This window comes from Micromonospora arborensis (genome assembly GCF_003205615.1).
GTDB classification, from domain to species: domain Bacteria; phylum Actinomycetota; class Actinomycetes; order Mycobacteriales; family Micromonosporaceae; genus Micromonospora; species Micromonospora arborensis.
In genome coordinates, this window is sequence record NZ_PYBV01000052.1 from 1 (window position 1) to 24,640 (window position 24,640).

Below are 24,640 nucleotides of genomic sequence, written 5' to 3' on the forward strand. Positions count from 1 at the left end.
GTGGAACCCCGCTTCGGGGCAACCGCTCAAACCTACTTGGTCGAACTTTCATTGTCAACCTCATGTTCGAGGCGATCAATGTGGTTCGTCCGGACCCACGATGACGCACGCCGTACCCGGCGGTCGTTACTGTCGTGGGAAGCCGCAGACCGGCCGATCGCCGCTTCGCGGCTCTCCGCCCGGCTCCTGCCGGCTTCAGAACTCTACCCGGTCGGCTTCGCGTTCGCAACCCCGTATCCGGAGTGTTCCGCACCGCCCGATCCTCAGTCTCGCTCGGCGTTCCCGCCACGAGCCTGGCGCCCGTTCTCGGCCGGTTTGTCCGGCCTCCCCCGTGCAGAGAGAAAGTTACGCGGCCGGCCCGGAGAAGGCAAATCAGGGTTCATCACTGGTTTCGCCGGCCGCAACGCGGCGGTTCTCCGGCCAGAGCCGGCGCCCACGCCGACCCGACCCTCAAACAGACCCGCATAAGTGCTGCGGCTCGCCCCGGATGTCGACGGCGATCAGCGTCGACCGGCTGGACGGGGTGGCGTTGTCGCTCGGGTCAGCGACCGCTCCACGGCTCCACGGCTCCACGGCCATGATCGTCACCATGTCGGCGATGTGGGGGCATCCAGGCAGCGCGACACCCCCACATCGGCGACCTGGTGACGATCACACCCGCCTCGGCCGCCGGCCGCACCAAGCCCGGCCCACCTCGACCGCCTGCGCCGCTACCAAGCCCCCCAACCTCGATCGTCACGCAGGCCACGCGACCCCGACCGCCACACGCCGCATCCGACAAACCGCACGGGCCACAGCGCACCCCCCACCACGGCAGGCCACGCGACATCCCCTGCCACGCAGACCACAACGCACCCCTGCCACGCAGGCCACGGGGCATCCCCTGCCACCCCGACCGCCACGCCGCATCCGACAGCAGCACGGGCCCACAGCGCAACCCCCACCACGGCAGGCCACGGGGGGATCCCCTGCCGCGCCGGTCGCGCCCGCCCGTCCCCGTCGTCATGGTCGACACCAGCTCGGCGATGTGGGGGCATCCAGACAGCGCGACACGTGGGCCGTCTCGACGTGCCAGAGTGTCAGACATGGATGAGTCCGGGCCCGGCACCAGGGTTCTCGCCGAGGAGTCGCTGCTCGGCCTTCTTCTGCCGTTCTGGCAGTTGGTGATCGGTGTGGTCGTGCTGGTCGTCCTGGTGCTCTCAGTAGGACGACTCGCCCGCCGGGGCAGATCCCGGATGACCACCGCGCTGCTGGTGACCGCCGCGGCCATCGCCGGCTTCGCGGTGATCGGCGTCCTGCTGGAGGGCTGAGGCTCAGCGCCGCCGATTGGCCAGACCAGGCAACTCGACGGCCGAGGCTCCGAAGCCGCCGACTGGCCACGCCAGGCGATTCGGCTGCTGCAGGCTCAGAGCCGCCGGTTGGCCAGGCTGGGCAACTCGGCCCGGATGGCGGAGAGCCGGTCGAGGTCCAGGTCGACGACGGACACACCCGGGCCGTCCGGCAACTGGGTGAGGACCGTCCCCCACGGGTCGACCACCATGCTGCGCCCGAAGCAGGTGCGACCCGGATCGTGATCGCCGGTCTGGCCAGCCGCCGCCACGAAGCACTGGTTCTCGATTGCCCGGGCCCGCAGCAGGACCTCCCAGTGGTCCCGGCCGGTGTGCATCATGAAGGCCGCCGGCACCACCAGCAGTTGTGCGCCGCCATCGGTTGCGAGCAGTCGGTACAGCTCTGGGAAGCGCAGGTCGTAGCAGATCGACAGACCGACCCGCAGACCCTCGATGTCCACCACCACCGGTTGCACCCCGGGGGCGACACTCGCTGACTCCCGGTAGGAGACCCGGCCGGGGATCTCCACGTCGTACAGATGGATTTTGCGGTAGCTCGCGGCGAGGCTGCCGGCGCGGTCGAAGACCATCGACGTGTTCCAGGTGTGCTCCGGGTCCGGGCCGGCCTCGTGGAAGGAGCCGGCCACCAGCCAGATCCCGAGCCGCCGGGCGATTCCGGCGAAGAAACTGCCGACCTCCCCGTCCACCGGCTCCGGTTCCGGCAATCCGGCGGCGGGGCCGAGGTAGTCGACGTACTCCGGCAGAACCGCCAGGTCCGCGCCGCCGGCGGCCGCGCGTTCCAGCAGGACCTCCGCGGCGGCCAGATTGGCCTTTCGGTCGTCTCGGGAGTTCAGCTGGCAGACGGCGACGCGCATGAGACAAGGGTACGGCCGCAGCGGCAGCGCGGACAGCGTCAGAGGCTGGCCAGCACCAGAGCCCCGGCGGCGAAGCCGAGCCCGGCGACCTGAACCGCGCGCAGCCGCTCCCGGTCGACGGCCAAGGCCAGCAGCACGGTGCTGCCCGGGTAGAGCGCGGCGATCGCCGCGACGATGCTGAGGTGGCCGCGGGCGGCAGCGGCCAGGAAGAGCGCGTTGGCGGCGCTGTCGAGCAGACCGGCGACCGCCGCCCAGCCCACCACCCGTCGGCCCAGGCGCAACCGCACGCCGGTGCCGACGGCCAGCGCGAGGCCGAACGCGATCGAGCTGGCCCGCACCGCCGCCACGGGCCACATTCCGGCGCTCTCGTCGGCCTGGCCGAGGAGGGTGTAGAAGACGCCGAACAGTGCCCCGGCGGCGAGGGCGAGCCCGACCAGTCGCGCCGGGACGACCCGCCGGCCACCGCCGTCCCCCAGGCTGACCAAGGCGATCGCCAGTACGGCGAGGCCGGCGCCGGTGAGCGCCAGGGCACCCGGAAAGGAAGCGGTGAACAGGCCGGCGACGATCGGCACCACTGCGGCGGTGATCGCGGTGACCGGCGCCACCACGGCCATCATCCCGCTGGAGAGGGCGCGATAGAGCAGCATGACACCGCCCGCGCCGGCGACCCCGGCGAGCAGTCCCCAGCCGATGTCACCGGCGTTCGGGGTGCCGGGTACGACCAGCACCAGGACGACCAGCAGCGGGACGCTCAGCAGCTGGGAGATCACGGTCACGGCGATCGGGTCGGCGTGCCGGGACGCCTTGCCGCCGGAGAAGTCGGCGGTGCCGAACGCGACGGCGGCCACCGCAGCCAGGACAATGGGGAGCATGGATCAGTCGTACCATAATAGTGACCGTGAAGGATAGTTTAATGACCGAGTCCGGGGCGGATCGAGTCGGCGCGGTAACCGCTGCGGTGGCCCAGCAGGTACGTGACCTACGGGCCGCCCGAGGCTGGTCCTTCGAGGAACTGGCCGGCCGGTCCGGGGTGAGCAAGGGATCGCTGGTGCAGATCGAGGGCGCGCGCACCAACCCGAGCGTCGGCACGCTCTGCCGGATCGCCGACGCGTTCGGCGTCAACATCGCCCAACTACTGGAGCCGGCCGAGGAACGCGCCGTGAAGATCACCTCAGCCGCCGAGGCGCCCGTGCTCTGGCAGGGCGAGCACGGCGGTACGGCCCAACTGCTGAGCGGATTGGGCGAGCCGGACCTCGTCGAGCTCTGGGACTGGCGGCTCGCGCCCGGAGAGGCGCACCGGTCCCTCGACCACCCGCGCGGCACTCGGGAGGTGCTGCACATCCTCGCCGGCACGGTGATCGTCCGGGTCGACGGGCAGGACCACCCCGTCCACGCCGGCGAGACCATCGAGATTCACGCCGACCGAGAGCACGGCTACCGCAACGACAGCGACGAACCGGCCCGACTGATGATGGTGGTCGTCACCCCGTCGGGCGAATGGGACCGCCGAACGCGATCACGCCGGCCGCGTCAGGAGTGAGCGGCCGGCGTGACGTGGAGAGGATCAGGCCGACTTCTCCTCGCGGTCCCGCCGGGCTCGACGCCCGGTGAACTCGCGCGGAACGATCGTCGGGTTGACGTTTTCCAGGACCACCTCGCGGGTGATCAACACCCGGGCGGCGTCGGGGTTGCTCGGCACCTCGTACATCGCGGAGAGCAGGACCTCCTCGATGATGGCCCGCAGGCCACGCGCGCCCGTGCCCCGCAGCATCGCCTGGTCGGCGATCGCCTCCAGCGCCGGCTCGTCGAACTCGAGCTCGACCCCGTCCAGCTCGAACAGACGCTGATATTGACGGACCAGGGCGTTGCGCGGCTCGGTGAGGATCCGTACCAGGGCGCTGCGGTCCAGGCTGCGCACATTGGTGATCACCGGCAGCCGGCCCACGAACTCGGGGATCAGCCCGAACTTGAGCATGTCTTCCGGCATGACCTGGCTGAAGATGTCATCGGTCGACCGCTCGGACACCGACCGGAGGCGGGCACCGAAGCCGGTGCCGCCCTGCCCGGTGCGGGACTCGATGATCTGATCGAGACCGGCGAAGGCGCCACCGCAGATGAACAGCACGTTGGTGGTGTCGATCTGGATGAACTCCTGGTGCGGGTGCTTGCGACCGCCCTGCGGCGGCACATTGGCGACCGTGCCCTCGAGCATCTTGAGCAGGGCCTGCTGCACACCCTCACCGGAGACGTCCCGCGTGATCGACGGGTTCTCCGACTTACGGGCGATCTTGTCGACCTCGTCGATGTAGATGATGCCGGTCTCGGCGCGCTTGATGTCGTAGTCGGCGGCCTGGATCAGCTTGAGAAGGATGTTTTCCACGTCCTCGCCGACGTAGCCCGCCTCGGTCAGTGCCGTGGCGTCGGCGATGGCGAACGGGACGTTCAACATCCGGGCGAGGGTCTGCGCCAGGTGGGTCTTGCCGCACCCCGTCGGGCCGAGCAGCAGGATGTTGGACTTGGCCAGCTCGACGGCATCACTGCCGGAGCCGGGTGCGCCAGCCGCCTCGGCCTGGATCCGCTTGTAGTGGTTGTAGACCGCGACCGCGAGCGCCTTCTTGGCCTGGTCCTGACCCACCACGTAGTTGTCGAGGAACTGGCAGATCTCCATCGGCTTGGGAAGCTCTTCCCACTTCACCTCGCCGGACTCGGCCAACTCCTCTTCGATGATCTCGTTGCAGAGATCGATGCACTCGTCGCAGATGTAGACCCCTGGGCCCGCGATGAGCTTCTTGACCTGCTTCTGCGACTTGCCGCAGAAGGAGCATTTCAGTAGGTCGCCGCCGTCACCGATCCGTGCCACCTACGTTCTCCCTGCACTCATCGGCCGGAGACCCGGCCCTGACCTGCGGACGCTGCGCGCCGCCCGGCTTAGTTCACCCCGCCGGCCCGACCGGCGAAGCGGTACGGACCCGACGTTACCCGCTAGCGGGGCATTCTCCGACCCCCAAAACGGGTGTGTCAGAGGTCGGCCGGGACCGATGCCCCGGCCAACCTCTGACCCGGTACTGCTCAGCTGGCGGCCTGGGCGGCCAGCAGACCCTTCTTGCGGCTGGTCAGGATCGTGTCGACCAGCCCGTACTCCTTGGACTCCTCGGCCGTCATGATCTTGTCACGGTCGATGTCCTTGCGAACCTGCTCGATCGGCCGGTTGCAGTGGCGGGAGAGCATGTCCTCCAGCTGCGTCCGCATCCGCAGGATCTCCCGGGCCTGGATCTCGATGTCCGAGCCCTGCCCGTAGCCGCCCTCGGTGGCCGGCTGGTGGATGATGATCCGCGAGTTCGGCAGAGCCATCCGCTTACCCGGGGTGCCCGCCGACAGCAGCACAGCCGCCGCGCTGGCGGCCTGCCCGAGGCAGACCGTCTGGATGTCCGGACGGACGTACTGCATGGTGTCGTAGATCGCCGTCATGGCCGTGAACGAGCCACCCGGCGAGTTGATGTACATGATGATGTCGCGGTCCGGATCGGTGCCCTCGAGCGTCAGCAGCTGGGCCATCACGTCGTTGGCCGACGCGTCGTCCACCTGGACGCCGAGGAAGATGATCCGGTCCTCGAAGAGCTTGTTGTACGGGTTCGACTCCTTGACCCCGTACGACGTGCGCTCGACGAACGACGGCAGCACGTAGCGGTTGTGCACGGCCGCGAACTGGGGCGGCAGGCTCAGATCGGTCATCGTCAGCTCCTCAGCTCAGGGTCCCGGCGCCATCCGGAACCTGTGCGGCCCCGATGATCACCTTGTCGATGAAGCCGTAGTCCATGGCCTCCTGGGCGGTGAACCAACGGTCCCGGTCCGAGTCCGCCTCGATCTGCGACTGGCTCTGGCCGGTGTGGTGCGCGACCCGCTCCTGGAACATCCGCTTCGTGTAGAGCATCTGCTCCGCCTGGATGGCGATGTCGGACGCCGTGCCGCCCAGACCACCGGACGGCTGGTGCATCATGATCCGGGCGTGGGGCAGGGCGTACCGCTTGCCCTTGGTGCCCGCGCAGAGCAGCAGCTGGCCCATCGAGGCCGCCATGCCCATCGCCACGGTCGACACGTCGTTGTCGATGAACTGCATGGTGTCGTAGATCGCCATGCCCGAGTAGACCGAGCCACCCGGCGAGTTGATCCACAGGTTGATGTCGCGGTCCGGGTCCTCCGCGGCGAGCAGCAGCAGCTGCGCGCAGATGCGGTTGGCGACCTGGTCGGTCACCTCACTGCCCAGGAAGATGATGCGTTCCTTGAGCAACCGGTTGTAGACCGAGTCGTCGAGGTTGCCAATGGAGTCGCCACCGCGCGCGTCAATCGCCCGGAGCGACTTCTTGGGGATGTGCATGTCGGTCATGGCAGCCCTTCGCTCTCCGTACCGTCTTTCCCGACAGTAACCGCTGTGCGGGGCGGCAGAGTCCCGGTCGGGGCACTGTTCGCTCTCAGCGCAGCTGTGTCGGGGGCACCCGCGGCGCGGGCTTCCGGGCGTACCCCGGAAAAGGATCGGCCGCCGTCCACCGCACAGCGGCGGACGGCGGCCGCACCCGACGATCAGTGGTCGTGGTTGTGCTCCGCCTCGTTGGCGGCGCGCAGCGCGTCGAGGGTGACCTCGTTGCCGGCCGAGTCCTTGATCGTGATGCGCTCCATGACGGCGGCGAGCGCCTTGCCCCGCCGCACGTCGCCGAAGACCGCGGCCGCTGCGCCGGAGCGCACCAGCTGGTCGTAGTACTGCTGAGGGGCCATCCCGGCGCGCTGCGCCCGGTGCACGATCTCGTGCCCGAACTCGTCGTCGGAGACCTGCACGTCCTCCGCGTCGGCCAGAGTGTCCAGCAGGAGCTGAACCTTGACACCCTCGGTCGCCGCCTCGGTCAGCTCGGCGTCGATCTGCTCCTCGGTCTTCTCCTCGGCCGCGAGGTATTCCTCCATGGAGGCGCCGATGCGCTCCAACTGGTCGACCATCGCCTGCTTACGGCTGGCGACCTCCTCGCGGACGACACCCTCCGGCGCCGGGATCTCGGCGGCCTCGACGAGCTGCGCGAGCGCCTTGTCGCGGGCGGCGTAGATCTGCTCGACCTGCTTGCCCTGAGTGACCCGCGCCCGCAGGTCGCCGCGCAGCTCCTCGATCGTGTCGAACTCGCTGGCCATCTGGGCGAACTCGTCGTTCAGCTCCGGCAGCTCCTTCTCCTTGACCGTACGCACGGTCACCGCCACCTCGGCGTCCCGACCGGCGAAGTCGCCACCGACCAGCTGGGTGGTGAAGGTGGTGTCCTCGCCGGCGGCGAGACCGACCACTGCCTCGTCGAGGCCCGGCAGCAACTGCTTGCTGCCCACCTCGTGGGAGATGTTGCTCGCCTGGCCGCCCGGCACGTCCTGGCCGTCGACGGTGGCGTTCAGGTCGATCTGGACGTAGTCACCCTCGGCGGCGGCCCGCTCGACGGTCTTCAGGGTCGCGAACCGCTCCCGCAGGTTCTTCACCTGCTCGTCGATCTCGCTCTCATCGATCTGCAGCTCGTCCACGGTCACCTCGAGGGTGGACGCGTCCGGGATGGTGATCTCCGGGCGGACGTCGACCTCAGCGGTGAAGTTCAGCGAGTCACCGTCGTTGAACTCGGTGATCTCGACCTCGGGACGCCCCAGCGTCTTCAGATCGTGCTCGCGCACCGCGGCGAGGATGTTCTCCGGGATGGCCTCCTGGACCGCCTCGTTGAGGACGGTGCCCCGGCCCACCCGCTGGTCGATCACCGCGGTCGGCACCTTGCCCCGGCGGAAGCCCGGAACCTGGACCTGCGAACCGATCTCCCGGTACGCCTTCTTGAGGCTCGGCTCGAGCTCGACGAACGGCACCTCGATGGCGAGCCGCACGCGCGTCGGGCTCAGAGTCTCGACGGTGCTCTTCACAGGCGTACTCCTTGACGGATCTCAGTTGAGTCTGGGCGTGATTCAGCCCATCGAGTGTAGGTGAGCCGGCCTGACGCACCGGCAGCGCCCGGGGACCGCACTGGGCGGCACCCGGGGCGGATCGGCCGCGGACGACAGTCGGGGTGGCGGGATTTGAACCCACGGCCCCTCGCTCCCAAAGCGAGTGCGCTACCAAGCTGCGCCACACCCCGTGGCGACGTGCAGTCTATGCCGTCGGCGCGACTCCGGCGGTGCCGGGGCACCCCCCACCCGGACACATGCCCTGAAAGCACACTTACCGCCCACCCGCGCTCGCCGCCGCCGTACCGCCGCGGCCCGCGTCCCGACCGGCGGGCCCGGCCGCCGGTCCGGCCCGGCTCGCCTCACAAGCCCGTCCCCCGGCCCGGCTCCAAGATCCACGCAAAGTCGGGGAAAGTGCTGCTTCCCGGCGGGTCGAGGCCGCAACATCCCCGATGTTGTGCGGATCATGGGGCCGCGACGGTGGTGCGGCTACGCGGTCATCATCGCGATTGGGTACGCTGTCAGCGCGTCCCGCAGTAGCGGGGTGCACGCGGGCGTAGCTCAATGGTAGAGCTTCAGTCTTCCAAACTGACTACGCGAGTTCGATTCTCGTCGCCCGCTCCAACGGCTCCGGCCCAGGTCAGAGGCGCATCCCCGATCCTGGGCCGGTCGACCACTCCCCGCTCTGATCTTGCCCGCCGTCTGTGGGCCATCAACTGCTCTAGCCCCCTCGCGGTCGCCTACGGCGAGGCCCTCGAACGTGTCACGAGGTGCGCGGCAGCGCGAGCCAGTCCTGCCAGGTGATGTCCCGGCCCAGAAAACGGGGCTGCCGGAAGGGCCAGTCGGCGGCGATCCACTGCGGCACCAGCGCGTCGAGCGCACGCTCCGCCTCGCCGCCGACAAGGTCGTCCACCACCCACCAGGAGACCTCCCCGTCGGAGCCGGTGCGCTCGGGCGGGTCGACGTAGACACAGCCGAGGATCGCCGTCTCCTCCTCGTCCAGCAGCGCGTAGTTGAACGACTCGTGCGCGGCGATCTCCTTCTCGTGCCGCAGCAGGTCGGCGCGGTCCTCCTCATAGGTCATCGTCTCCGGGGGCCACCCCCAGGCCGGGCCGAAGATCTCCCACAGGCGCTCCCGGGAACCCATCACGGCGGGGTAGTCGAGCGCGGTGTCCGCCTCCCGGATCGGCCGCAGGTGAAGCGCGGTGTGCGGCACGGGCACGTGGACAGGGTGGACGAAGTCGTCAGGCAACCAGCTCATAAGCGCCGAGGCTATCGCCGAGTGCCTACCCGTCACACGTAGGCGGACCCAGGTGGACCGCGCGACCGCGGCGCCGACCTTGACAGATAACGATCTATGCACTGGTGTGAGACCAAGACATCGATGTCCGTCAGGAGGGCACATGATCGTCCGACGACGGTGGACAGCTGCCGCCACAACAGCGATCCTGTTCAGCGCGGTTCTGTCCCACCCCGGTCCGGGGAGCGCGGCACCCGCCGATCCGGCCACACCAGTCACCCTGAGCGCCACCGAAACCGCCCTGGTTCGCGTACAGCTACGGGATCAGGCGCAGCTCGACCGGCTGGTCGCCGCCGGCACGGACCTGGCCAACCGGCCCCGGACCCGGGACGGGCGGATCCTCGCCGACCTGGTGCTGACCGGGGCGCAGCTCGCCGAACTGACCTCGCAGGGCGCAGCCGCGGTCCAGGTCGTGCAGCGTGCCGAGGACGGCAGCCGGCACTACGCCGACAGCGTCCGCGCGGCTCAGGCCCGCACCGCCGCCGGGCTGCGCGCTCCGGCGGCCGGCCAACGGACCGCCACCGCCGCGGTCGTGGACACCCTCCAGGTGCAGCAGGCGTACTGGTGGACCACGGGTGGGCAGACCTTCCTGCAGACCCAGGTGGCCACCACCGCCACCGACGACCCGGACGTGGAGATCACGGTCAGTTGGCGGACGTCCGACGGCGCCACCGGAACGTTCCCGCTGTCCCGGTTCGAGGATTCCGGCGAGTACCAGTACCACTACGCGCTCCCCCAGCCGGTGCCGAACCGGCCGGTTCAGTTGACCGCCACCTCCAGCCTCGGCGGGGTCAGCCGGGTGGTCACGCCGACGCTCTGGCCGAACGCCACCCCGCCGCCACTGCCGGCCGGCTACCAGAAGGACTTCATCGACGCGTACCTGACGCCGACCGACATCCAGGCGCGGATCAAGCGGCTGGCCCGTCAGTACCGGGACCTGGTCGACGTGATCGACCTGCCGAACAAGACCCAGGGATACCGACGCAACGCCGCCGCCTACCTGGGCGACCCGGCGGTGGCTGCCGTGGTGGTCGAGTCGGTCCGCTTCGGCGACCAGGGCATGAACGGCGTCCAGGTGCGGACGGTCGATCCGGGCCGGCGCAACCGCCCACTGACCATCGGCTACCGCGACCGCGTCCTCACGGTCTCGCTGGCCACCGACACCGCGGGCAAGACGGTGAGCACCACCGACGAGGTCGCGGCGGCGATCAACGCCCGCCAACCGGACCGGTTCCGGGCCACCGTCGAGGACGGCTCGGCCGGGCTGCCCATGCCGGTCGCCGGCCCCGCACGGCTCGACGACGGCCTCCAGGGCACCGAGGTGCCGGCACGGCCGTGGACGGTGCAGGCGCTGCGCCTCGGCGTGCACCGGGACGGCTCCCGGGTCGGGGTGCTCGCGTACTCCCAGGAACATGCCCGGGAGTGGGCCACGCCGCTGGTGACGCTGGAGTTCGCCGAGCGGATGCTGGCCAACGCGCGGACCGACCCGGCCACCCGCGAGCTGCTGGAGCAGGTCGACATCTTCGTCATCCCGATGGTCAACCCGGATGGCGCGAACTACTCGTTCAACGACTTCAACTTCCAGCGCAAGAACCTGGTCAACCACTGCACCGGGCCGGCCCGCGACCCGAAGAACCGCACGTCGTGGGGCGTCGACATCAACCGCAACTACACCGTCGGGTCATACTTCGACGGGTACGTGGGCGGCAGCGCCAACTGCCTGTCCGGCACCTACTCGGGCACCGCTGAGCTGTCCGAGGCGGAGAGCAGCAACGTCATCGCGCTCGCCGAGGCCCACCCGAACATCACGTTCGCGATGAACGTGCACTCCTACGGCGGGTACTTCATGTGGCCGCCGGGGGCGTACCGGGCCGACGGGCGGATCACCCTGCCCCGGCCGTCGATCGACGAGTCGACGCTGTTCCTCGACAGCGCCCGGCGGATCGTCGGCGCCATCGCCCAGGAGCGTGGCACCGTCACCTGGCCGTCGCAGACCGGTCCGGTCGCCGACGTGCTCTACTCCGCTGCCGGCAACTCGGCCGACCAGCTCTACTACGAGTTGGGCATCTTCGCCTGGGACTTCGAGGTCGGCAACGACAGGTGGAATGCGGCCACCAGCGAGTGGGAGGCCGTCGGCTTCCAGCCGCCGTTCGACGAGGCCCACGGCGAGTCCCAGGAGTACGCCGGCGGGCTGGTGGAGATGGTCCGGGTGGCCCGCGACTACGCGGCGGCCCAGCCCGCTCCCTGATCCTCCCGGCGGTGCCGTGCCCGCGTGCCGGGCACGGCACCGCCGGCCGAGCCGCAGCGGGCGCTGTCGGCTCAGGCGAAGCGCGGTTCACCGCACGAGCTACGGCCCAGGGAACGCGGCGGGCGGTCGTCCGGCGCTGCCGAGAGACGGACCGCCCGACTACGGATGAACCGCGGCCAGCGGGGTATGCGGCGGCCCTGTCTGGTGGAGGAGACGACCAGCCTCGCGGCGTGCCGCGAGGCCGACGCCCGGGCGGGCGGCGCTCGCCGGCCGCCTGGGCGTTTCCCCGATCCTCAGTTCGAGGAGATCCAGTTCCACGCCGAGACGACCCACTCGGTCTGTTGGAGCCACGCCACGCCCAGGCCGACGAGGAACACCGCCGTCGCCAGGTGGGCACCTCGGGCGCTGCGGCGGACCCGCCCGAACTGCCGCTCCAGCACCACGCGGCCGACGAACCGGGACAGGGCGAACAGGCCGACCGCCACCAGCATGCTGAGCACCAGCACCAGCACCGGGCCGCTCAGGTCGCCCTGGCCGGAGAGCGCCCAGATCCCCCAGCAGACGAACGCGAAGAGCCCTGCGATCGCGCTCCACTCACCGCCGCGACGCCACTGCGCCATCCGCCAGCTCAGCGGCCGACGCGGGGCCGGCTCGCCGGGCCAGCCGGTGCCGGTCGGCTCCTGCTCGACCACCGGGAACGGTACGGTCCGCGGGCTGCGCGGCTCACCCACCGAAGCGACGCCCCGGCGAAACCCGTCGCGCTGCGGCGGCACCCCGACGCCGGCCTGCGGTGGCACCTCCACGGTCCGCTCCGCCCACGGCTGCGTCTGGTCTGCCATCTCGTCCTCCCCCTGACCGACGGCATCACCGCCGCCTGGATTCGAGGGTAGCCAGCCGACAAACAGGTCGCCGAACCCGCCCGGGACGCGGTCCGGCACGACAGTGCCGCATCGCACGCCCGCCGGGGTACGGTCGGCTGATGGGTGACCAGGACCGACGACGGCGACGGCTACGCCACCACCCCGACGCCGAGCCGGCCGGTCGGAGCGACGACGGCCCGAGGCCCAGCACCACGGGCGTGCCGGACAGTGACAACCCGCCGCCGCGCCGCAGGGGCCCGGGCGGCGACGAGCGCGACGGCGAGCGAGGGCTACGCGGGTTGGTCGGTTCCGGCTCGTCCCAGGTGGGGCTGAGTGCCGCGCTGCGGGCCCGGGACGCCGCTCGACCCACTGACGACGACCTGGCCGAGGCGGAGGCCCGGGTGGTGGTCGTCCGCCGTAACTGGGTGCCCCGCGAGGAGTTGCCCCGCCCGCCGCGCTGACCGCCAGCCGGGTCAGGGCAGGTCGGGCAGCTGCCGGGTGCGCTCGTACTCGGCCACCTGGGCGATCCGACGGGCATGCCGCTCGTTGCCGGAGAACGGCGTGCTCAGGAACGCCTCGACGATGCCGGTGGCCTCGTCCAAAGTGTGCTGGCGGGCGCCGACCGCGACCACGTTCGCGTCGTTGTGCTGGCGGGCCAACTGAGCGGTCTCCACGCTCCAGGCCAACGCGGCGCGGACCCCGGCAACCTTGTTCGCGGCGATCTGCTCACCGTTGCCGGACCCACCGATGACCACCCCGAGGCCCGTCTCGTCGGCCACCACCTGGTCGCCGGTATGCAGGCAGAACGTCGGGTAGTCGTCGTCCGGGTCGTAGCCGTGCGGGCCGACGTCGACCACGTCGTACCCCTGCATGGCCAGGTGATTGGCCAGGTGCACCTTCAACTCGAAACCGGCGTGATCGGATCCCAGGTAGACGCGCATACCGGGCAGTCTGTCAGGCCGCGCTCTCCGACGCCGCACGGGCAGCGTCGGAGAGCCGGGTTCGTCACACGGTCGGGCGTGCGGTCGCTCAGCGCGGCAGCTCGGCGACGACCAGACCGCCGCGCGCCTTCGGAGTGAACCAGGTGCTCTTGCGGGGCATCTTCTCCCGGGCCAGATTGACCGCGACGAAGTCGTCCACGGTCACCGGCGCGATCAGAACGGCCAGCTCCGCCCGCCCGGCGTCGACCTCACCGGTGAGCCAGCTTGCCGGGTAGTCACCGCCGACGTAGGTGATCCGCTTGTCGCCCGGGTCCAGCCCGAGCGCGTCGCGCAGCAGCAGCCGCTCGACCAGGGCGTGGTCCAGGTTCTCCAGGTCACCCGCGGCCGTGGCGGGCAGGCGCACCGCGTACCCCTGACCGTCGAGGCGAAGGTGCACGGTGCCGCCGGTCGCCGGGACCTCGACCGGGCCGTCGATCGGCTCGACCTCGGCGCCCGCGGCCCGCAGCCGGTCGAGCAGCTCGGCCGGTGTGGTGGTCAGCTCGCTGACCAGCCGGTTGTACGGCTGGATGGCGACCGACGCGGGGGTGGTGATCACGGCCAGGAAGCGCGGCAGCCCGCCGGTCTGGGCGGCCAGGCTGCGGTGGTTACCGTCGGCGACGACCAGCTCCCCACCACCGGCGAGGGCGGTCAACGTGGCCTGTTCCGGGCCGGGGCCGAGCAGCCAGATGGCGTGCGTGCGCCCCGCCTGGTCGGTGTCCGTCGCGGCGGGAGCGCCGGCCGTGTCCGTCGCCGCCGCGAGGGCGGCGTGCAGCTCGTCGCCACGCCCGGTCTGCAGCAGGAGCACCGGCGAGAGCAGGTGGCCCAACGCCTCGGCCAGCGCCACCCGCTCGCGGACCTTGGCGATGAAGACGTCCTCGTTGCGGATCACCAGGCCCGGCTCGTCGGCCCGGGTGGAGATCTGGTCGGTGTCCACCATCGCGAACAGCCCGTACGCCGGCTCCTCGCCGGGCGCGCTGATCCGGTAGAGCACCACCACCTGCTCGGCGGGGGTGTAACTGCCATCGGCCTTGGCCTCGGCGAGGCGGGCCACCGCGTCCGGCAGCGCGTCGAGGAACGACTTGCCCAGACTCTGCGGGGCGCGATGCGGCATCTCGATGCCGAGAGCGCTCTGCGGGTTGGCCTCGATGATCGCGGTGATCTCCGCGTCATCGGCGAACTCGTCGTAATTTTGCGCACCGGTGCCACCAGTGGTGACCCAGGCCCGGGAGATCGGATGCACGACCGTCATGCCCACTGACGCTACCGGCGACGACGTCGTCACCGACGGGGACCCGCGTGGCGTCCACCAGATGAAAGTGCCGGGTCGGTCAGCTGGCGCGGTCGGACGCGCCCCGGCGGTGCCTGCCGGCCGTCGTCGGCCCGCCGTTGCCCCGTCGGCCGGTCACGGCCGGCCCGGTGTTCACCGCGCGGCGGGGCGACGCGGGCGGCCCCGGCACCGGACGCTCGGGAGGCGGCGACGGGACGGGCCGCGGGCTCAGCGGCGGCGTCGGCACCGGACGCGGGGTGGTCGGTGCCGGCGGCGGCGGGGCGGGCTCGGCCGGCGCGGCCGCCGACGGAAGGACCGGAGCCGACGGTACGAGGGCAGCCACGACCGGAACCGGCGGCAGAGACTCAAGAACCGGCGACCCGGGATCAGTCGGTGCCGGAGCATCGGCCGACGCGTCATCGGCGGGCGGGGTCAGGCGGGACGTCACCGGAACCCGGGCCACGCCGACCACGATGGGCGGGGCGAGCAGGTCCGCCACGTGGGCGGGCAGGTCGGGGCGGACCGTCGGCCAGCGGGAGTCGTCGACCGACCAGTAGGCCGCGCCGGGAGTCTCGATCACCCCCTGCCGGGTCAGCTGATCGTCACCGGACGCACGGTGCTTGGCCATCGGGAATGCCTCCACGAGCTGCGGGGTGCGGCCCTGCGGGTCGCTGCGGCGGACATGCAGGCCAACGAGCCCAACGGTCTCCCGGTGACGGGGGCAGGCACCGCTGTGCCGCGACACGCCGAGCGAGGCATCGTGCGGTACGCGGTCGGAAGGGTCCCCTGTTCACCCGCGACAGGGGACCCCTCCGGACCCTTCAGTCGAAGATCGGGCCCTGCACCCGGGTGCGCTTGAGCTCGTAGAAGCCCGGGGTGCCGGCGACCAGCAGTACGCCGTCCCAGAGTCGGCCGGCGGCCTCCCCCTTCGGCGCCGGGGTGATCACCGGGCCGAAGAACGCGACCGGGGTGCCGTCCGGGCCGGGCGCGTGCACGACCGGGGTGCCGACGTCCTGCCCGACCGGGCGCATACCGGCCTCGTGGCTGGCCCGCAGCGCCTCGTCGTAGTCGGTGCTGTCGGCGGCCGCGGCCAGCGCCGGGTCCAGGCCGGCATCGGTCAACGCGGCGACGTAGAGCTCCTGGCCCCGCTCCTCCTTACCGAGGTGGATCCGGGTGCCGAGCGCGGTGTAGAGCGGACGCAGGGCGTCGTTGCCGTACCGCTGCTCGGCGGCGATGCAGACCCGCACCGGGCCCCAGGCGGTCTTCAGGAACGTCTTGTACTCCTCTGGCAACTCGTCCCGGCCGTCGTTGAGCACGGCCAGGCTCATCACGTGGAACCGAATGTCCACGTCCCGGACCTGCTCGACCTCGAGCAGCCAGCGGGACGTGATCCACGCCCACGGGCAGGCCGGGTCGAACCACATGTCGGCGGTGACACGATCGCTCACGGTGAGGTCCCTTCGCGGCGGGGTGACGCCGGAAGCCCGACGTCTCCCGAGAATCTTCACCCCGCAGTGCATCGACCGGCACCCGAATGAGAGCGTGACCTCGGCCACCGCAGGCTGCCCGTACGTGGAAGACTCGGATCGGGCTGCCGCCACGAGCGGTTGGCGAACGGGCGCCGCCGGGCGTGCGGCGAATTGTGGGATGGAGACGAACAGTGCCGGGAGTGCGCAACCTGACGCAGGTCGAGGCGACCGAGCGGGCCCGCCTACTCGACGTGACGGGGTACGACATCAGTCTGGACCTGTCGAGCGCCGTGCTGGCGGCCGACGGCAGCACGTTCCGGTCGACGACCGAGGTCCGGTTCCGCTGCGCCGAGCCGGGCGCGAGCACGTTCATCGAGCTGGCCGCCGAGTCGGTGCGTTCCGCGACCCTGAACGGCGCGGCGGTTGACCTCTCCGACTGGTCGGCCGAGAAGGGCCTCGTCCTGTCCGGCCTGGAGAGCGACAACACCCTGGTGGTCGAAGCCGACTTCGGTTACTCCAACAGCGGCCAGGGTCTGCACCGCACGGTCGACCCCGTGGACGGCGAGACCTACCTCTACAGCCAGTTCGAGACGGCCGACGCGCAGCGGGTGTTCGCCTGCTTCGACCAGCCCGACCTGAAGAGCGTCTACACCTGGCACGCCACCGTGCCCGCGCACTGGCGCGCGGTGTCCAACATGCCCGTGCAGCGTACGGAACCGGCAGGTGAGGGGCTCAAGACGCTGCACTTCGCCGAGTCGCCCCGGATGAGCACCTACATCACGGCGATGTGCGCCGGGCCGTACCACGAGGTGCGCGACAGTCACGACGGCATCGACCTGGGGGTGTTCTGCCGGGCGTCGATGGCGCAGTACCTGGACTCCGACGACCTCTTCCTGGTCACCAAGCAGGGCTTCGACTTCTTCCACGAGAAGTTCGGCGTGCGCTACCCCCTGCCGAAGTACGACCAGCTCTGGGTGCCCGACTTCAACGCCGGCGCGATGGAGAACTTCGGCTGCGTGACGCACGCCGAGTCGCACTACCTGTTCCGCTCGCAGGTCACCAACTTCGAGTACGAGCAGCGGGCCAACACGATCCTGCACGAGCTGGCCCACATGTGGTTCGGCGACCTGGTCACCATGCGCTGGTGGAACGACCTGTGGCTGAACGAGTCGTTCGCCGAGTGGGCCAGCCACTGGTGCAACACCCACGCGACCCGGTTCAACGAGGCGTGGACGACGTTCCTGTCCATCCGGAAGAACTGGGGCTACCGGCAGGACCAGCTCTCCTCCACCCACCCGGTCTACACCGAGATGCCGGACATGGAGGCCGTCGAGGTCAACTTCGACGGCATCACGTACGCCAAGGGCGCGAGCGTGCTCAAGCAGCTCGTCGCGTACGTGGGTGAGGAGCCGTTCGTCGCCGGTCTGCGGGCCTACTTCGGCAAGCACGCCTGGGGCAACGCCACCTTCGACGACCTGCTCACCGAGTTGGAGGCCGCGTCCGGCCGGGAACTGCGCAAGTTCGCCGCGCAGTGGCTGGAGACCGCACAGGTCAACACGCTGCGACCCGAGGTGACGATTGGCGCGGACGGGACGTACGAGCAGGTGGTGGTGCGGCAGGAGGCGCCAGCCGCGTACCCGACCCTGCGTACGCACCGGATCGGCGTGGGCCTGTACGACCTGACCGACGGGCGGCTGGTCCGCCGCGAACGGCACGAGGTCGACGTGACCGGCGAGCGGACCGACCTCGCCGAGCTGCGCGGCAAGCGGGCCGCCGATGTGCTGCTGCTCAACGACGACGACCTGAGCTACACCAAGCTGCGTCTCGACGAGCGCTCGATGGCGACCGTGGTGCAGCACATCGGTGGCTTCGAGTCGTCGCTGGCGCGGGCACTGTGCTGGACCGCGGCTTGGGATATGACCCGCGACGCCGAACTGTCGGCCCGCGACTATGTGGCGCTGGCGCTGGCCGGGCTCCCCGCGGAGACCGACATCAACCTGGTCACCGCGACCCTGCGCCAGGCGACCACCGCGATCGCCCTCTACGCCGACCCGGCCTGGGCGCCGACCGGCTGGGCCGAGCTGGCGCGTACCGCCCGTGACGCGCTCGCCGCCGCCGAGCCCGGCAGCGGTTTCCAGCTCGCCTGGGCCCGTGCGTACGCCTCGGCGGCCCGCTCCGAGGACGACCTGGCCACGCTGCGCGGCTGGCTGGACGGCACCGGTGCGCCCGCCGGCCTGACCGTGGACACCGAGCTGCGCTGGTCGGTTCTCGCCGCCCTGGTGGCCAACGGCGCGGCCGGCACCGCCGAGATCGAGGCGGAACTGGTCAACGACCGCACCGCCAGCGGCGAGCGGGAGGCGGCGTACGCCCACGCGCTGGTGCCGACGGCAGAGAACAAGGCGGCCGTCTGGGCGCTGCTGACCGGCCCGGACGCGCTGCCCAACTGGCGCCACCGGGCGCTCCTGCAGGGTCTCGCCCACCCGGCGCAGGTCGAGCTGGTCGCCCCGTACCGCGAACGGTACTTCGCGGTGGTCGGCCAGGTGTGGGCCACCCGGGACAGCGAGCCGGCACAGGAGTTCGCCCAGCTCGCGTACCCGACCTACCTGGTGGAGGACGACACGGTGGCGGCCACCGACGCGTGGCTGGCCGGTGACGGGCACCCCGCCCCGCTGCGCCGGCTGGTGGCGGAGGGCCGCGACGGCGTGGTGCGGGCGCTGAAGGCCCGCGCGAAGGACGCCCAGCAGAGCTGACCAGGGAGTACGCGGCCCGTGCCGGCGTGGGCGCAAGCCCGCGCCGACCCCGGCGCCAACGCGAGCCCGCGTCGCTTCCCGGGCCAACGCGGTGCAAGCCCGCGCCGCCCAGGCCAGCACGGCTCGTTTGATCCACTTCATAACGCCGATGTGGGGGTGTCCGGGCGGCCGGATGCCCCCACATCGCCGAGATGGAGTGGATCATCGCCCGGTGGTGCTCACCCAGCGCGCTTGGCCGCGATGATCAGGCCCACCCCGCAAGATCACGCTCGAACATGGAAGTAGGGGCCTCCGACACGTCGGAGGCCCCTACTTCATGGATCCAGCACGATCTTGCGAGGCGAGGCGAGGCGAGGCGAGGCGCGGCCCGCACGACGCCGCGCGGCCCGCACGACACGGCACGGCCCGCCCGCCCGCACGGCACGGCCCGCCCGCGCGACACGGCACGGCCCGCACGACACAGCCCGCACGGCGCGGCGCGCGTGGCGACGCTTGGGGTGGAGCGGGTGGTGTGTGGGTGGAGGGCTCAGCCCTTGCCGGCGTGGCTGGCGAGCTGGTCGAGGCCGTTGATGATGCCGCCGGCCAGGTCGCCGCCGCTGAATGCGCCGACCATGGAGAGCGCGGCCAGCTTCGCGTACGTGTCGGGGATGCGCTTGCGGGCGTAGCGCCCGGTGACGACCTCCAGCTGACGCTGGTTGGGTGACACGGCGATCAGCACCGACTTGTCGGGGTCGGCGAGCTGGCGGTGCAGCCGCTGGGCGTGCTCGCGGATGGGCTCGTCGAGACCGCCGACGAACACCGAGAAGACCAGCCCGGTGCCCCGGTCGGCCAGACGCAGCGCCTCGTCGATGCGCAGCAGCTGGCGGGTTGAGAACGGCCCGTCGAGCACCTCGGGCGGATTTTCCGACCCGGCCTGCTTCTCACCAACGGTCACTTGCGCCTCCGGTTCCACCGGCCGGCGCCTCGACGCTGGCCTGCTCAAGCTTGTGGCTGGTCAACGCGGGCGCCTGCGCCCCCGCCGTCAGCGCGGTGCCGGCCGAGTCGGCCAGCTGCTCCGGGCGGCCCAGGAACCAGACCGGAGTGAAGTCGAAGGGCCGGCCCGGCCGGTAGCGCTTGGCGCCGCCGCCACCGCCGGTGGTGGCACCACCACGGCTACCGGCGTACGACAGGCCGGCGATGACCAGCACCGCGGCCACCGGGATGCCGACGAAGACCAGCAACGTCTCGGTAACAGACAATCCCAACGCCCCCAGGCGGAAGAAGGACGACCTCGAAAAACCGGGTCGGATGGACGATCATGATGCCGACCGCCCGACTCCGTCACCATTCACGTTAGCGGAGTCGACGGCCCGCCAGATTGCGGGGTGCCGATCCCATCCGTCACTGGAGTTCTCCAGTTGCGCAGCGGTAGCGATGAGCCGCGCGTCGTCGCCGTACCGGCCCGTGAGCAGCACCCCGACGGGCAGTCCGTCGGAGGTGGTGCCGAGCGGAAGGGAGACGGAGGGATCGCCGGTGACGTTGAAAATGGCGCAGTAGGGCGAGAAGCGGCGTTGCCGGTCGAAGTCCGCTGCCGGGTCACCGTCGGCGGTGAACCAGCCGACGGGCGCCTGCGGGGCGGCCAGGGTGGGACAGAGCAGGAGGTCGCAGCCGGCGGTGCGACGGGCACCGAGGCGTACCTGCGCCTGCAGCTCAGCGAGAGTGGCGGCCAGGGTGCCGGCGGAGACCTCGGCGCCCCGAGCGCGCAGCAGCCGGGTCAGCGGCAGCAGCTCCGCTTCGCGGTGCGGGGGCACCGGGGTGAGCGCCAGCACGTACCAGAGGGTTTCGAAGAGCGGCCACGCCGCCGGCCCGAGCGGCGGCGGCACCTCGACCACCTCGTGCCCGGCCGCGGTGAGCAGCTCGGTGGCCCGGTCCACGGCGGCCACGCAGTCGGGGTGCACCGGCTCGTCGGCGAGCATCGGCGTGGTGAACCGGCCGATCCGCAGCGGCCCGGGCTCGGCCCGACGCGCGGCCGTCAGGTAGCCGCCGGGCGGCGCCGGCGGTGACAGGTAGGGCTCGCCGGGGACCGGGACGGCCATGACGTCGAGCAACGCGGCGGCATCGGTGACGGTCCGCCCGAGCGGGCCGCTGGTGGGTAGGCCGAACGCGCCGGAGCCGAGCGGCCCACCGGAGACCAGGCCGCGGCTGGGCTTGTAGCCGACGAGGCCGCAGAGCGACGCCGGGATGCGCAGCGAGCCGCCACCATCGGACCCCTGGGCGACCGGGACCAGCCCGGTCGCCACCGCCGCCGCCGCGCCGCCACTGGAACCGCCGGCGGTGTACGCCAGCTGCCACGGATTGCGGGCCGGGGGCGCGACCCGGCCCTCCGAGTAGAGCGAGCAGCCCAACTCGGAGGTGGTCGTCTTGCCCAGGCTGACCAGACCGGCGGCCTTGATGAGCCGCACCACGTCGGCGTCGACCGGCGGAACGAAGTCGACGAAGGCGGCCGAGCCGAAGGTGGTGCGGACACCGGCGGTGAGCGTCAGGTCCTTGATCGCGGTCGGTACGCCGTGCAGCGGGCCGCGCCCTTCGACCGGCGCGGCGTCGGCGGCGCGGGCGGCCTCGCGGGCCAGCTCCGGTGTGACGGTGACGAACGCGCCCACGGTGTCACCGAGCGCCGCGACCCGGCGCAGGTAGTGCTCGACCAGGTCGACGCTGGACAGCTCGCCGCGGGCGATCGCGGCGGCCTGCTCCAACGCGGTCAGGTCGTGCGGCTCGGCCATCCCGTCATCCTGCCCGCTGCGACCGGCTACCGGCCTCCGACACGACGTCCTCGGATCAGCTGAGCGTGCCCGCGGGCGCCACCCATTCACTGCGCGGCCCACCGACGTCACTGATCAGATCGAAATCCCGGTCGTAGTGCAGGACAGTCGCGGAGTATTCGGCAGCGGCGGCCGCCACTAGGAGGTCAACGGGGCTGGGCGCCCGATGATGGCCACGACCTGTCAGCGCCAGTTGCAGGTCACGTGCCCGGGTGGCGACGGCCAGGGTGATCGGAAGGTCGATCATTAGCTCCGCTCGGCGCGCGCGCATCGTCATGGCGTCCCGGAAGTTGCGGGCACTTCGCCCGTTCTCGAGATCGAGCGGTACGCAGGTCGCGGCGAGCCCTTCCTCGAGGATCGTCGTGATTCGCTTACCTACGATCGGCTGACGTCGGCGACTCCACGCCGACGTATCGATGACGTAGAGCCCGGCCGGTAGGATCATGCGGCGTTTTGCTCGCCGCGCGGTGTCTTGTCGTCCTCGAGCAGGCCGGTCCAGTCCTGGTCGATCGAGAGCAGCTCCCGGACGGCCTGCGCACGCACACTCCGCTCGGCGACCAGGCGTAACGCGGCATGGATGGTGTCCTTCTTGCTCTTGGTGCCCAGCTCACGGCGGGCTCGGTCGAGCAGCTCATCGTCAAGATCGATAACAGTCTTCATGCGCCGAGTATATCTACGAAGGCGTTCTTTATATACCCAACTCGCCGAGGAAGCGCAGGGCGTTGGTGGCCAGGAGCTTGTCCCGCTGGTCGTCGGTGAGGAAGTCGGCGTCGCGGACCACCGCGCCGGCCGGGCGTTCGCCCAACGGGTACGGGTAGTCGCTGCCGACCAGCACCCGGTCCTCCCCCATCGTGTCGACCAGCAGCCGCAGCGCGGGTGCCGCGAAGACCACCGAGTCGACGCTGAACCGGTCGACGTAGCTGCTGGGCGGGGCGGCGGACGCGCCACGGACCAGGTCCCCGCGGCGGTGCCAGGCGTTGTCGGCGCGGCCGAGCCAGAACGGGAAGCTGCCCCCACCGTGCGCGAAGCAGATCCGCAGCGTCTCCGGCACCCGGTCGAAGACGCCGCCCAGGATCATCGCCAGCACCGACAGGTGCGTCTCGGCCGGCATCCCGGTGAGCCAACGGGCCATCCACCGGTCCAGCCGGGGACCGCCGGGCATGTCCCACGGGTGGACGAAGACGGGCGCCCCCACCTGGGCACAGTGCTGGAGGAAGGTGACCACTCCCGCGTCGTCGAGGTCCCGGTCGCCGACGTGGTTGCCGATCTCCACGCCCACGTGCCCGGCTGCCAGGCTGCGATCAAGCTCGGCGCAGGCGGCGTCCGGGTCCTGCAGGGGCACCTGGCAGAACGGCACCAGCCGGTCACCGCCGGCCGCGGTGACCTCCAGGGTCAGGTCGTTGAAGATCCGGGCTACCTTCACCGCCTGGTCGGCCGGGCGGTCGTAGCTGAAGAAGACCGGCGTCGGCGAGACCACCTGCACGTCCACACCGTCGGCGTCCATGTCGGCCAGTCGGCGCGACGCGTCCCAGCACTCGGCGCCGACCGGGCGGAACTCGGTCTCCCCCACCATGATCATGGCGGCCCGCTCGGAGTCGACCCGCAACCACGGCCAGCCGGACCCGCCGCACGCCGCGCCGAGGTCCGGCCAACCCTTCGGTACGACGTGCGTGTGCACGTCCACCGCACCTGTGGACATCAGCCCTTGCCCGGGTGCAGGGTGCCGCAGTTGGCGCAGGTGCGCGCCTGCTCGTCGGTGTAGAACGCCTGGAACACCGGCGGCAGGTCCGCGGCGATGTCGCGGACCTGCAACTCCACCTCGTGCACCTTGTTGCCGCACCCGGGGCAGTACCACTGGAACGTCTCCAGCGTGCCCTCCTCCCGGACCCGCTCGACGACCACACCGATCGAGCCGGCCTCGGGCCGCTGCGGCGAGTGTGGGGTGTTGCGCGGCAGCATCCACATCTGGCCCTCACGCACGTGCACCGTGCGCGGCCCCTCCGGGGTCATCAGGTTGATGTGCATGTTGCCCTTGACCTGGTAGAAGAACTCCTCGTACGGGTCCACGTGGAAGTCGGTGCGCTGGTTGGGCCCGCCCACCACCATCACGATGAAGTCGTCCCCGCCGGGGAACATCTCCTTGTTGCCCACCGGCGGCTTCAGCAGGTGCTGGTTGTCCGCGATCCATCCTGGAAAGCTGAACGGCTCGGCAATCTCGCTCACGACTGACCTCCCGAGGGAAGAAGGGCCACGGCCTGGATCTCGATGAGCAGGTGCGGGTGCGGCAACTGGTGCACCGCCACCGTCGTGCGGGTCGGGCCGGACGCGTCGAAGAACTCCGCCCACACCTCGTTGTAACCACCGAAGTCGTTCATGTTGACCAGGTAGGACGTCACCTGGACGAGATCGGTGAGGTCCGCGCCGACCGAGCGCAGCAGGTCCCGCACGTTCTCGATGACGGCTCGCGTCTGCACCCGGACGTCCAGGTTCGTCGTCCCCAACTCGTCAACGGAGACGCCGGCGAAGCTGTTGTCCGGCCGCCGCGACGACGTACCGGAGACGTAGACGAACCCGCCCGCGACCTTGACGTGCGGAAAAGCCCCTCGCGGCACAGCCTTCCCAGCCACCACCCGAGCACCATCGACACTCATGACCACTCACCCCCAGGCACTGCCGTAGGGACCGCAACCAGGTCAGGGGTTCCGGGCAGCCCGACCGGCGCAGGGATCAAGCCTGACCGCCCGGAGCCGGTCGGGCTGCCCGGAACCCCCACGGCCGCGCCCACGACGGAGCCCGGAACCCCCACGGCCGCGCCCACG

Annotated in this window: 25 protein-coding genes and 2 tRNA genes; 6 read left to right on the top strand and 21 right to left on the bottom strand. The window is 71.0% G+C overall.

The features are described 5' to 3' along the window. Positions 1–1,085: 1,085 nt before the first annotated feature. Positions 1,086–1,310: a hypothetical protein gene (locus tag C7C45_RS29980; protein WP_110567761.1), complete on the top strand. Its 225-nt coding sequence runs from the start codon at positions 1,086–1,088 to the stop codon at positions 1,308–1,310. A 95-nt stretch (positions 1,311–1,405) separates the two neighbouring features. Here C7C45_RS29980 and C7C45_RS29985 read toward each other — a convergent pair whose 3' ends face one another. Continuing rightward, positions 1,406–2,203: a carbon-nitrogen hydrolase family protein gene (locus C7C45_RS29985; RefSeq protein ID WP_110567763.1), complete on the bottom strand. Its 798-nt coding sequence runs from the start codon at positions 2,201–2,203 to the stop codon at positions 1,406–1,408. A 38-nt stretch (positions 2,204–2,241) separates the two neighbouring features. Then, positions 2,242–3,075 (bottom strand): EamA family transporter, encoded by an 834-nt coding sequence (locus C7C45_RS29990; protein ID WP_110567765.1) that lies wholly within the window; start codon positions 3,073–3,075, stop codon positions 2,242–2,244. 41 nt (positions 3,076–3,116) lie between these two features. On the opposite strand from C7C45_RS29990, the gene C7C45_RS29995 reads away from it, so the two are divergent. Next, positions 3,117–3,743, top strand: coding sequence for a helix-turn-helix domain-containing protein (locus tag C7C45_RS29995; protein WP_110567767.1), 627 nt, complete (start codon positions 3,117–3,119; stop codon positions 3,741–3,743). Between the two features lie 24 nt (positions 3,744–3,767). On the opposite strand, the gene clpX is transcribed toward C7C45_RS29995, so the two are convergent. From clpX to C7C45_RS30020, 5 genes are all read right to left on the bottom strand, one after another. After that, positions 3,768–5,063, bottom strand: a complete 1,296-nt coding sequence (clpX, locus tag C7C45_RS30000; RefSeq protein ID WP_110567768.1) for an ATP-dependent Clp protease ATP-binding subunit ClpX — start codon at positions 5,061–5,063, stop codon at positions 3,768–3,770. A 209-nt stretch (positions 5,064–5,272) separates the two neighbouring features. Next, the gene (locus C7C45_RS30005) at positions 5,273–5,935 is read right to left on the bottom strand and encodes an ATP-dependent Clp protease proteolytic subunit (protein WP_088988028.1); all 663 of its coding nucleotides are present in this window, start codon (positions 5,933–5,935) and stop codon (positions 5,273–5,275) included. A gap of 10 nt (positions 5,936–5,945) precedes the next feature. Further along, positions 5,946–6,587, bottom strand: a complete 642-nt coding sequence (locus tag C7C45_RS30010; protein ID WP_007464111.1) for an ATP-dependent Clp protease proteolytic subunit — start codon at positions 6,585–6,587, stop codon at positions 5,946–5,948. A gap of 194 nt (positions 6,588–6,781) precedes the next feature. Then, positions 6,782–8,128 (bottom strand): trigger factor, encoded by a 1,347-nt coding sequence (gene tig / locus C7C45_RS30015; protein WP_110567770.1) that lies wholly within the window; start codon positions 8,126–8,128, stop codon positions 6,782–6,784. Between the two features lie 138 nt (positions 8,129–8,266). Beyond that, positions 8,267–8,340 (bottom strand) — tRNA-Pro (locus tag C7C45_RS30020). Between the two features lie 359 nt (positions 8,341–8,699). On the opposite strand from C7C45_RS30020, the gene C7C45_RS30025 reads away from it, so the two are divergent. Beyond that, positions 8,700–8,773: transfer RNA gene (locus C7C45_RS30025), tRNA-Gly, on the top strand. 139 nt (positions 8,774–8,912) lie between these two features. Here C7C45_RS30025 and C7C45_RS30030 read toward each other — a convergent pair. Then, on the bottom strand, positions 8,913–9,410 hold the full coding sequence (locus C7C45_RS30030) for a GNAT family N-acetyltransferase (protein WP_110567772.1): 498 nt from the start codon (positions 9,408–9,410) through the stop codon (positions 8,913–8,915). 142 nt (positions 9,411–9,552) lie between these two features. On the opposite strand from C7C45_RS30030, the gene C7C45_RS30035 reads away from it, so the two are divergent. Then, positions 9,553–11,697, top strand: a complete 2,145-nt coding sequence (locus tag C7C45_RS30035) for a M14 family zinc carboxypeptidase (RefSeq protein ID WP_110567774.1) — start codon at positions 9,553–9,555, stop codon at positions 11,695–11,697. A gap of 293 nt (positions 11,698–11,990) precedes the next feature. Here C7C45_RS30035 and C7C45_RS30040 read toward each other — a convergent pair whose 3' ends face one another. Beyond that, positions 11,991–12,536 (bottom strand): hypothetical protein, encoded by a 546-nt coding sequence (locus tag C7C45_RS30040; protein WP_110567814.1) that lies wholly within the window; start codon positions 12,534–12,536, stop codon positions 11,991–11,993. A 140-nt stretch (positions 12,537–12,676) separates the two neighbouring features. Between C7C45_RS30040 and C7C45_RS30045 the strand changes: the two genes are divergently transcribed. Next, positions 12,677–13,018 (top strand): hypothetical protein, encoded by a 342-nt coding sequence (locus C7C45_RS30045; protein WP_110567776.1) that lies wholly within the window; start codon positions 12,677–12,679, stop codon positions 13,016–13,018. Positions 13,019–13,030: 12 nt separating this feature from the next. Here C7C45_RS30045 and C7C45_RS30050 read toward each other — a convergent pair whose 3' ends face one another. The 4 genes from C7C45_RS30050 to C7C45_RS30065 all read right to left on the bottom strand — a co-directional run bounded on the left by C7C45_RS30050 (position 13,031) and on the right by C7C45_RS30065 (position 16,252). Next, complete coding sequence (locus C7C45_RS30050) at positions 13,031–13,498, bottom strand: ribose-5-phosphate isomerase (protein ID WP_110567778.1); 468 nt, start codon at positions 13,496–13,498, stop codon at positions 13,031–13,033. 88 nt (positions 13,499–13,586) lie between these two features. Continuing rightward, positions 13,587–14,786 carry a DUF1015 family protein gene (locus C7C45_RS30055; protein ID WP_110567780.1) on the bottom strand — a complete coding sequence of 400 codons (1,200 nt, stop codon included), beginning with the start codon at positions 14,784–14,786 and terminating at the stop codon, positions 13,587–13,589. Positions 14,787–14,865: 79 nt separating this feature from the next. Further along, entirely contained in the window at positions 14,866–15,432 is a 567-nt protein-coding gene (locus C7C45_RS30060) for a hypothetical protein (protein ID WP_146247447.1), read from the bottom strand. A gap of 193 nt (positions 15,433–15,625) precedes the next feature. After that, positions 15,626–16,252, bottom strand: coding sequence for a mycothiol-dependent nitroreductase Rv2466c family protein (locus tag C7C45_RS30065; protein ID WP_110567784.1), 627 nt, complete (start codon positions 16,250–16,252; stop codon positions 15,626–15,628). A 221-nt stretch (positions 16,253–16,473) separates the two neighbouring features. Here C7C45_RS30065 and pepN point away from each other — a divergent pair, with 221 nt between their 5' ends. Next, positions 16,474–19,023 carry an aminopeptidase N gene (gene pepN, locus C7C45_RS30070; protein WP_110567786.1) on the top strand — a complete coding sequence of 850 codons (2,550 nt, stop codon included), beginning with the start codon at positions 16,474–16,476 and terminating at the stop codon, positions 19,021–19,023. 526 nt (positions 19,024–19,549) lie between these two features. Here the strand turns inward: pepN and C7C45_RS30075 are convergent. Genes C7C45_RS30075 through C7C45_RS30110 form a run of 8 tightly spaced genes read right to left on the bottom strand, consistent with a single transcriptional unit; the run spans position 19,550 to position 24,472 of the window. Next, complete coding sequence (locus C7C45_RS30075) at positions 19,550–19,957, bottom strand: DUF5130 family protein (protein WP_110567788.1); 408 nt, start codon at positions 19,955–19,957, stop codon at positions 19,550–19,552. Then, positions 19,944–20,267 (bottom strand): aa3-type cytochrome oxidase subunit CtaJ, encoded by a 324-nt coding sequence (gene ctaJ, locus C7C45_RS30080; protein WP_482805347.1) that lies wholly within the window; start codon positions 20,265–20,267, stop codon positions 19,944–19,946. The genes C7C45_RS30075 and ctaJ overlap by 14 nt, the downstream gene beginning before the upstream one ends. Positions 20,268–20,318: 51 nt before the next feature. Beyond that, a complete protein-coding gene (locus tag C7C45_RS30085; RefSeq protein ID WP_110567792.1) occupies positions 20,319–21,782 on the bottom strand; it encodes an amidase in 1,464 nt (487 codons plus the stop codon). A 55-nt stretch (positions 21,783–21,837) separates the two neighbouring features. Then, positions 21,838–22,266, bottom strand: a complete 429-nt coding sequence (locus C7C45_RS30090) for a PIN domain-containing protein (RefSeq protein WP_110567794.1) — start codon at positions 22,264–22,266, stop codon at positions 21,838–21,840. Continuing rightward, positions 22,263–22,481, bottom strand: a complete 219-nt coding sequence (locus C7C45_RS30095; protein WP_110567796.1) for a type II toxin-antitoxin system VapB family antitoxin — start codon at positions 22,479–22,481, stop codon at positions 22,263–22,265. Before C7C45_RS30095 ends, C7C45_RS30090 begins: the two co-directional genes overlap by 4 nt. 28 nt (positions 22,482–22,509) lie before the next feature. Next, complete coding sequence (locus C7C45_RS30100; protein ID WP_110567798.1) at positions 22,510–23,520, bottom strand: amidohydrolase family protein; 1,011 nt, start codon at positions 23,518–23,520, stop codon at positions 22,510–22,512. After that, positions 23,520–24,044, bottom strand: a complete 525-nt coding sequence (locus tag C7C45_RS30105; protein ID WP_110567800.1) for a 3-hydroxyanthranilate 3,4-dioxygenase — start codon at positions 24,042–24,044, stop codon at positions 23,520–23,522. Before C7C45_RS30105 ends, C7C45_RS30100 begins: the two co-directional genes overlap by 1 nt. Further along, positions 24,041–24,472 (bottom strand): RidA family protein, encoded by a 432-nt coding sequence (locus C7C45_RS30110; protein WP_110567816.1) that lies wholly within the window; start codon positions 24,470–24,472, stop codon positions 24,041–24,043. Before C7C45_RS30110 ends, C7C45_RS30105 begins: the two co-directional genes overlap by 4 nt. Positions 24,473–24,640: the final 168 nt, after the last annotated feature.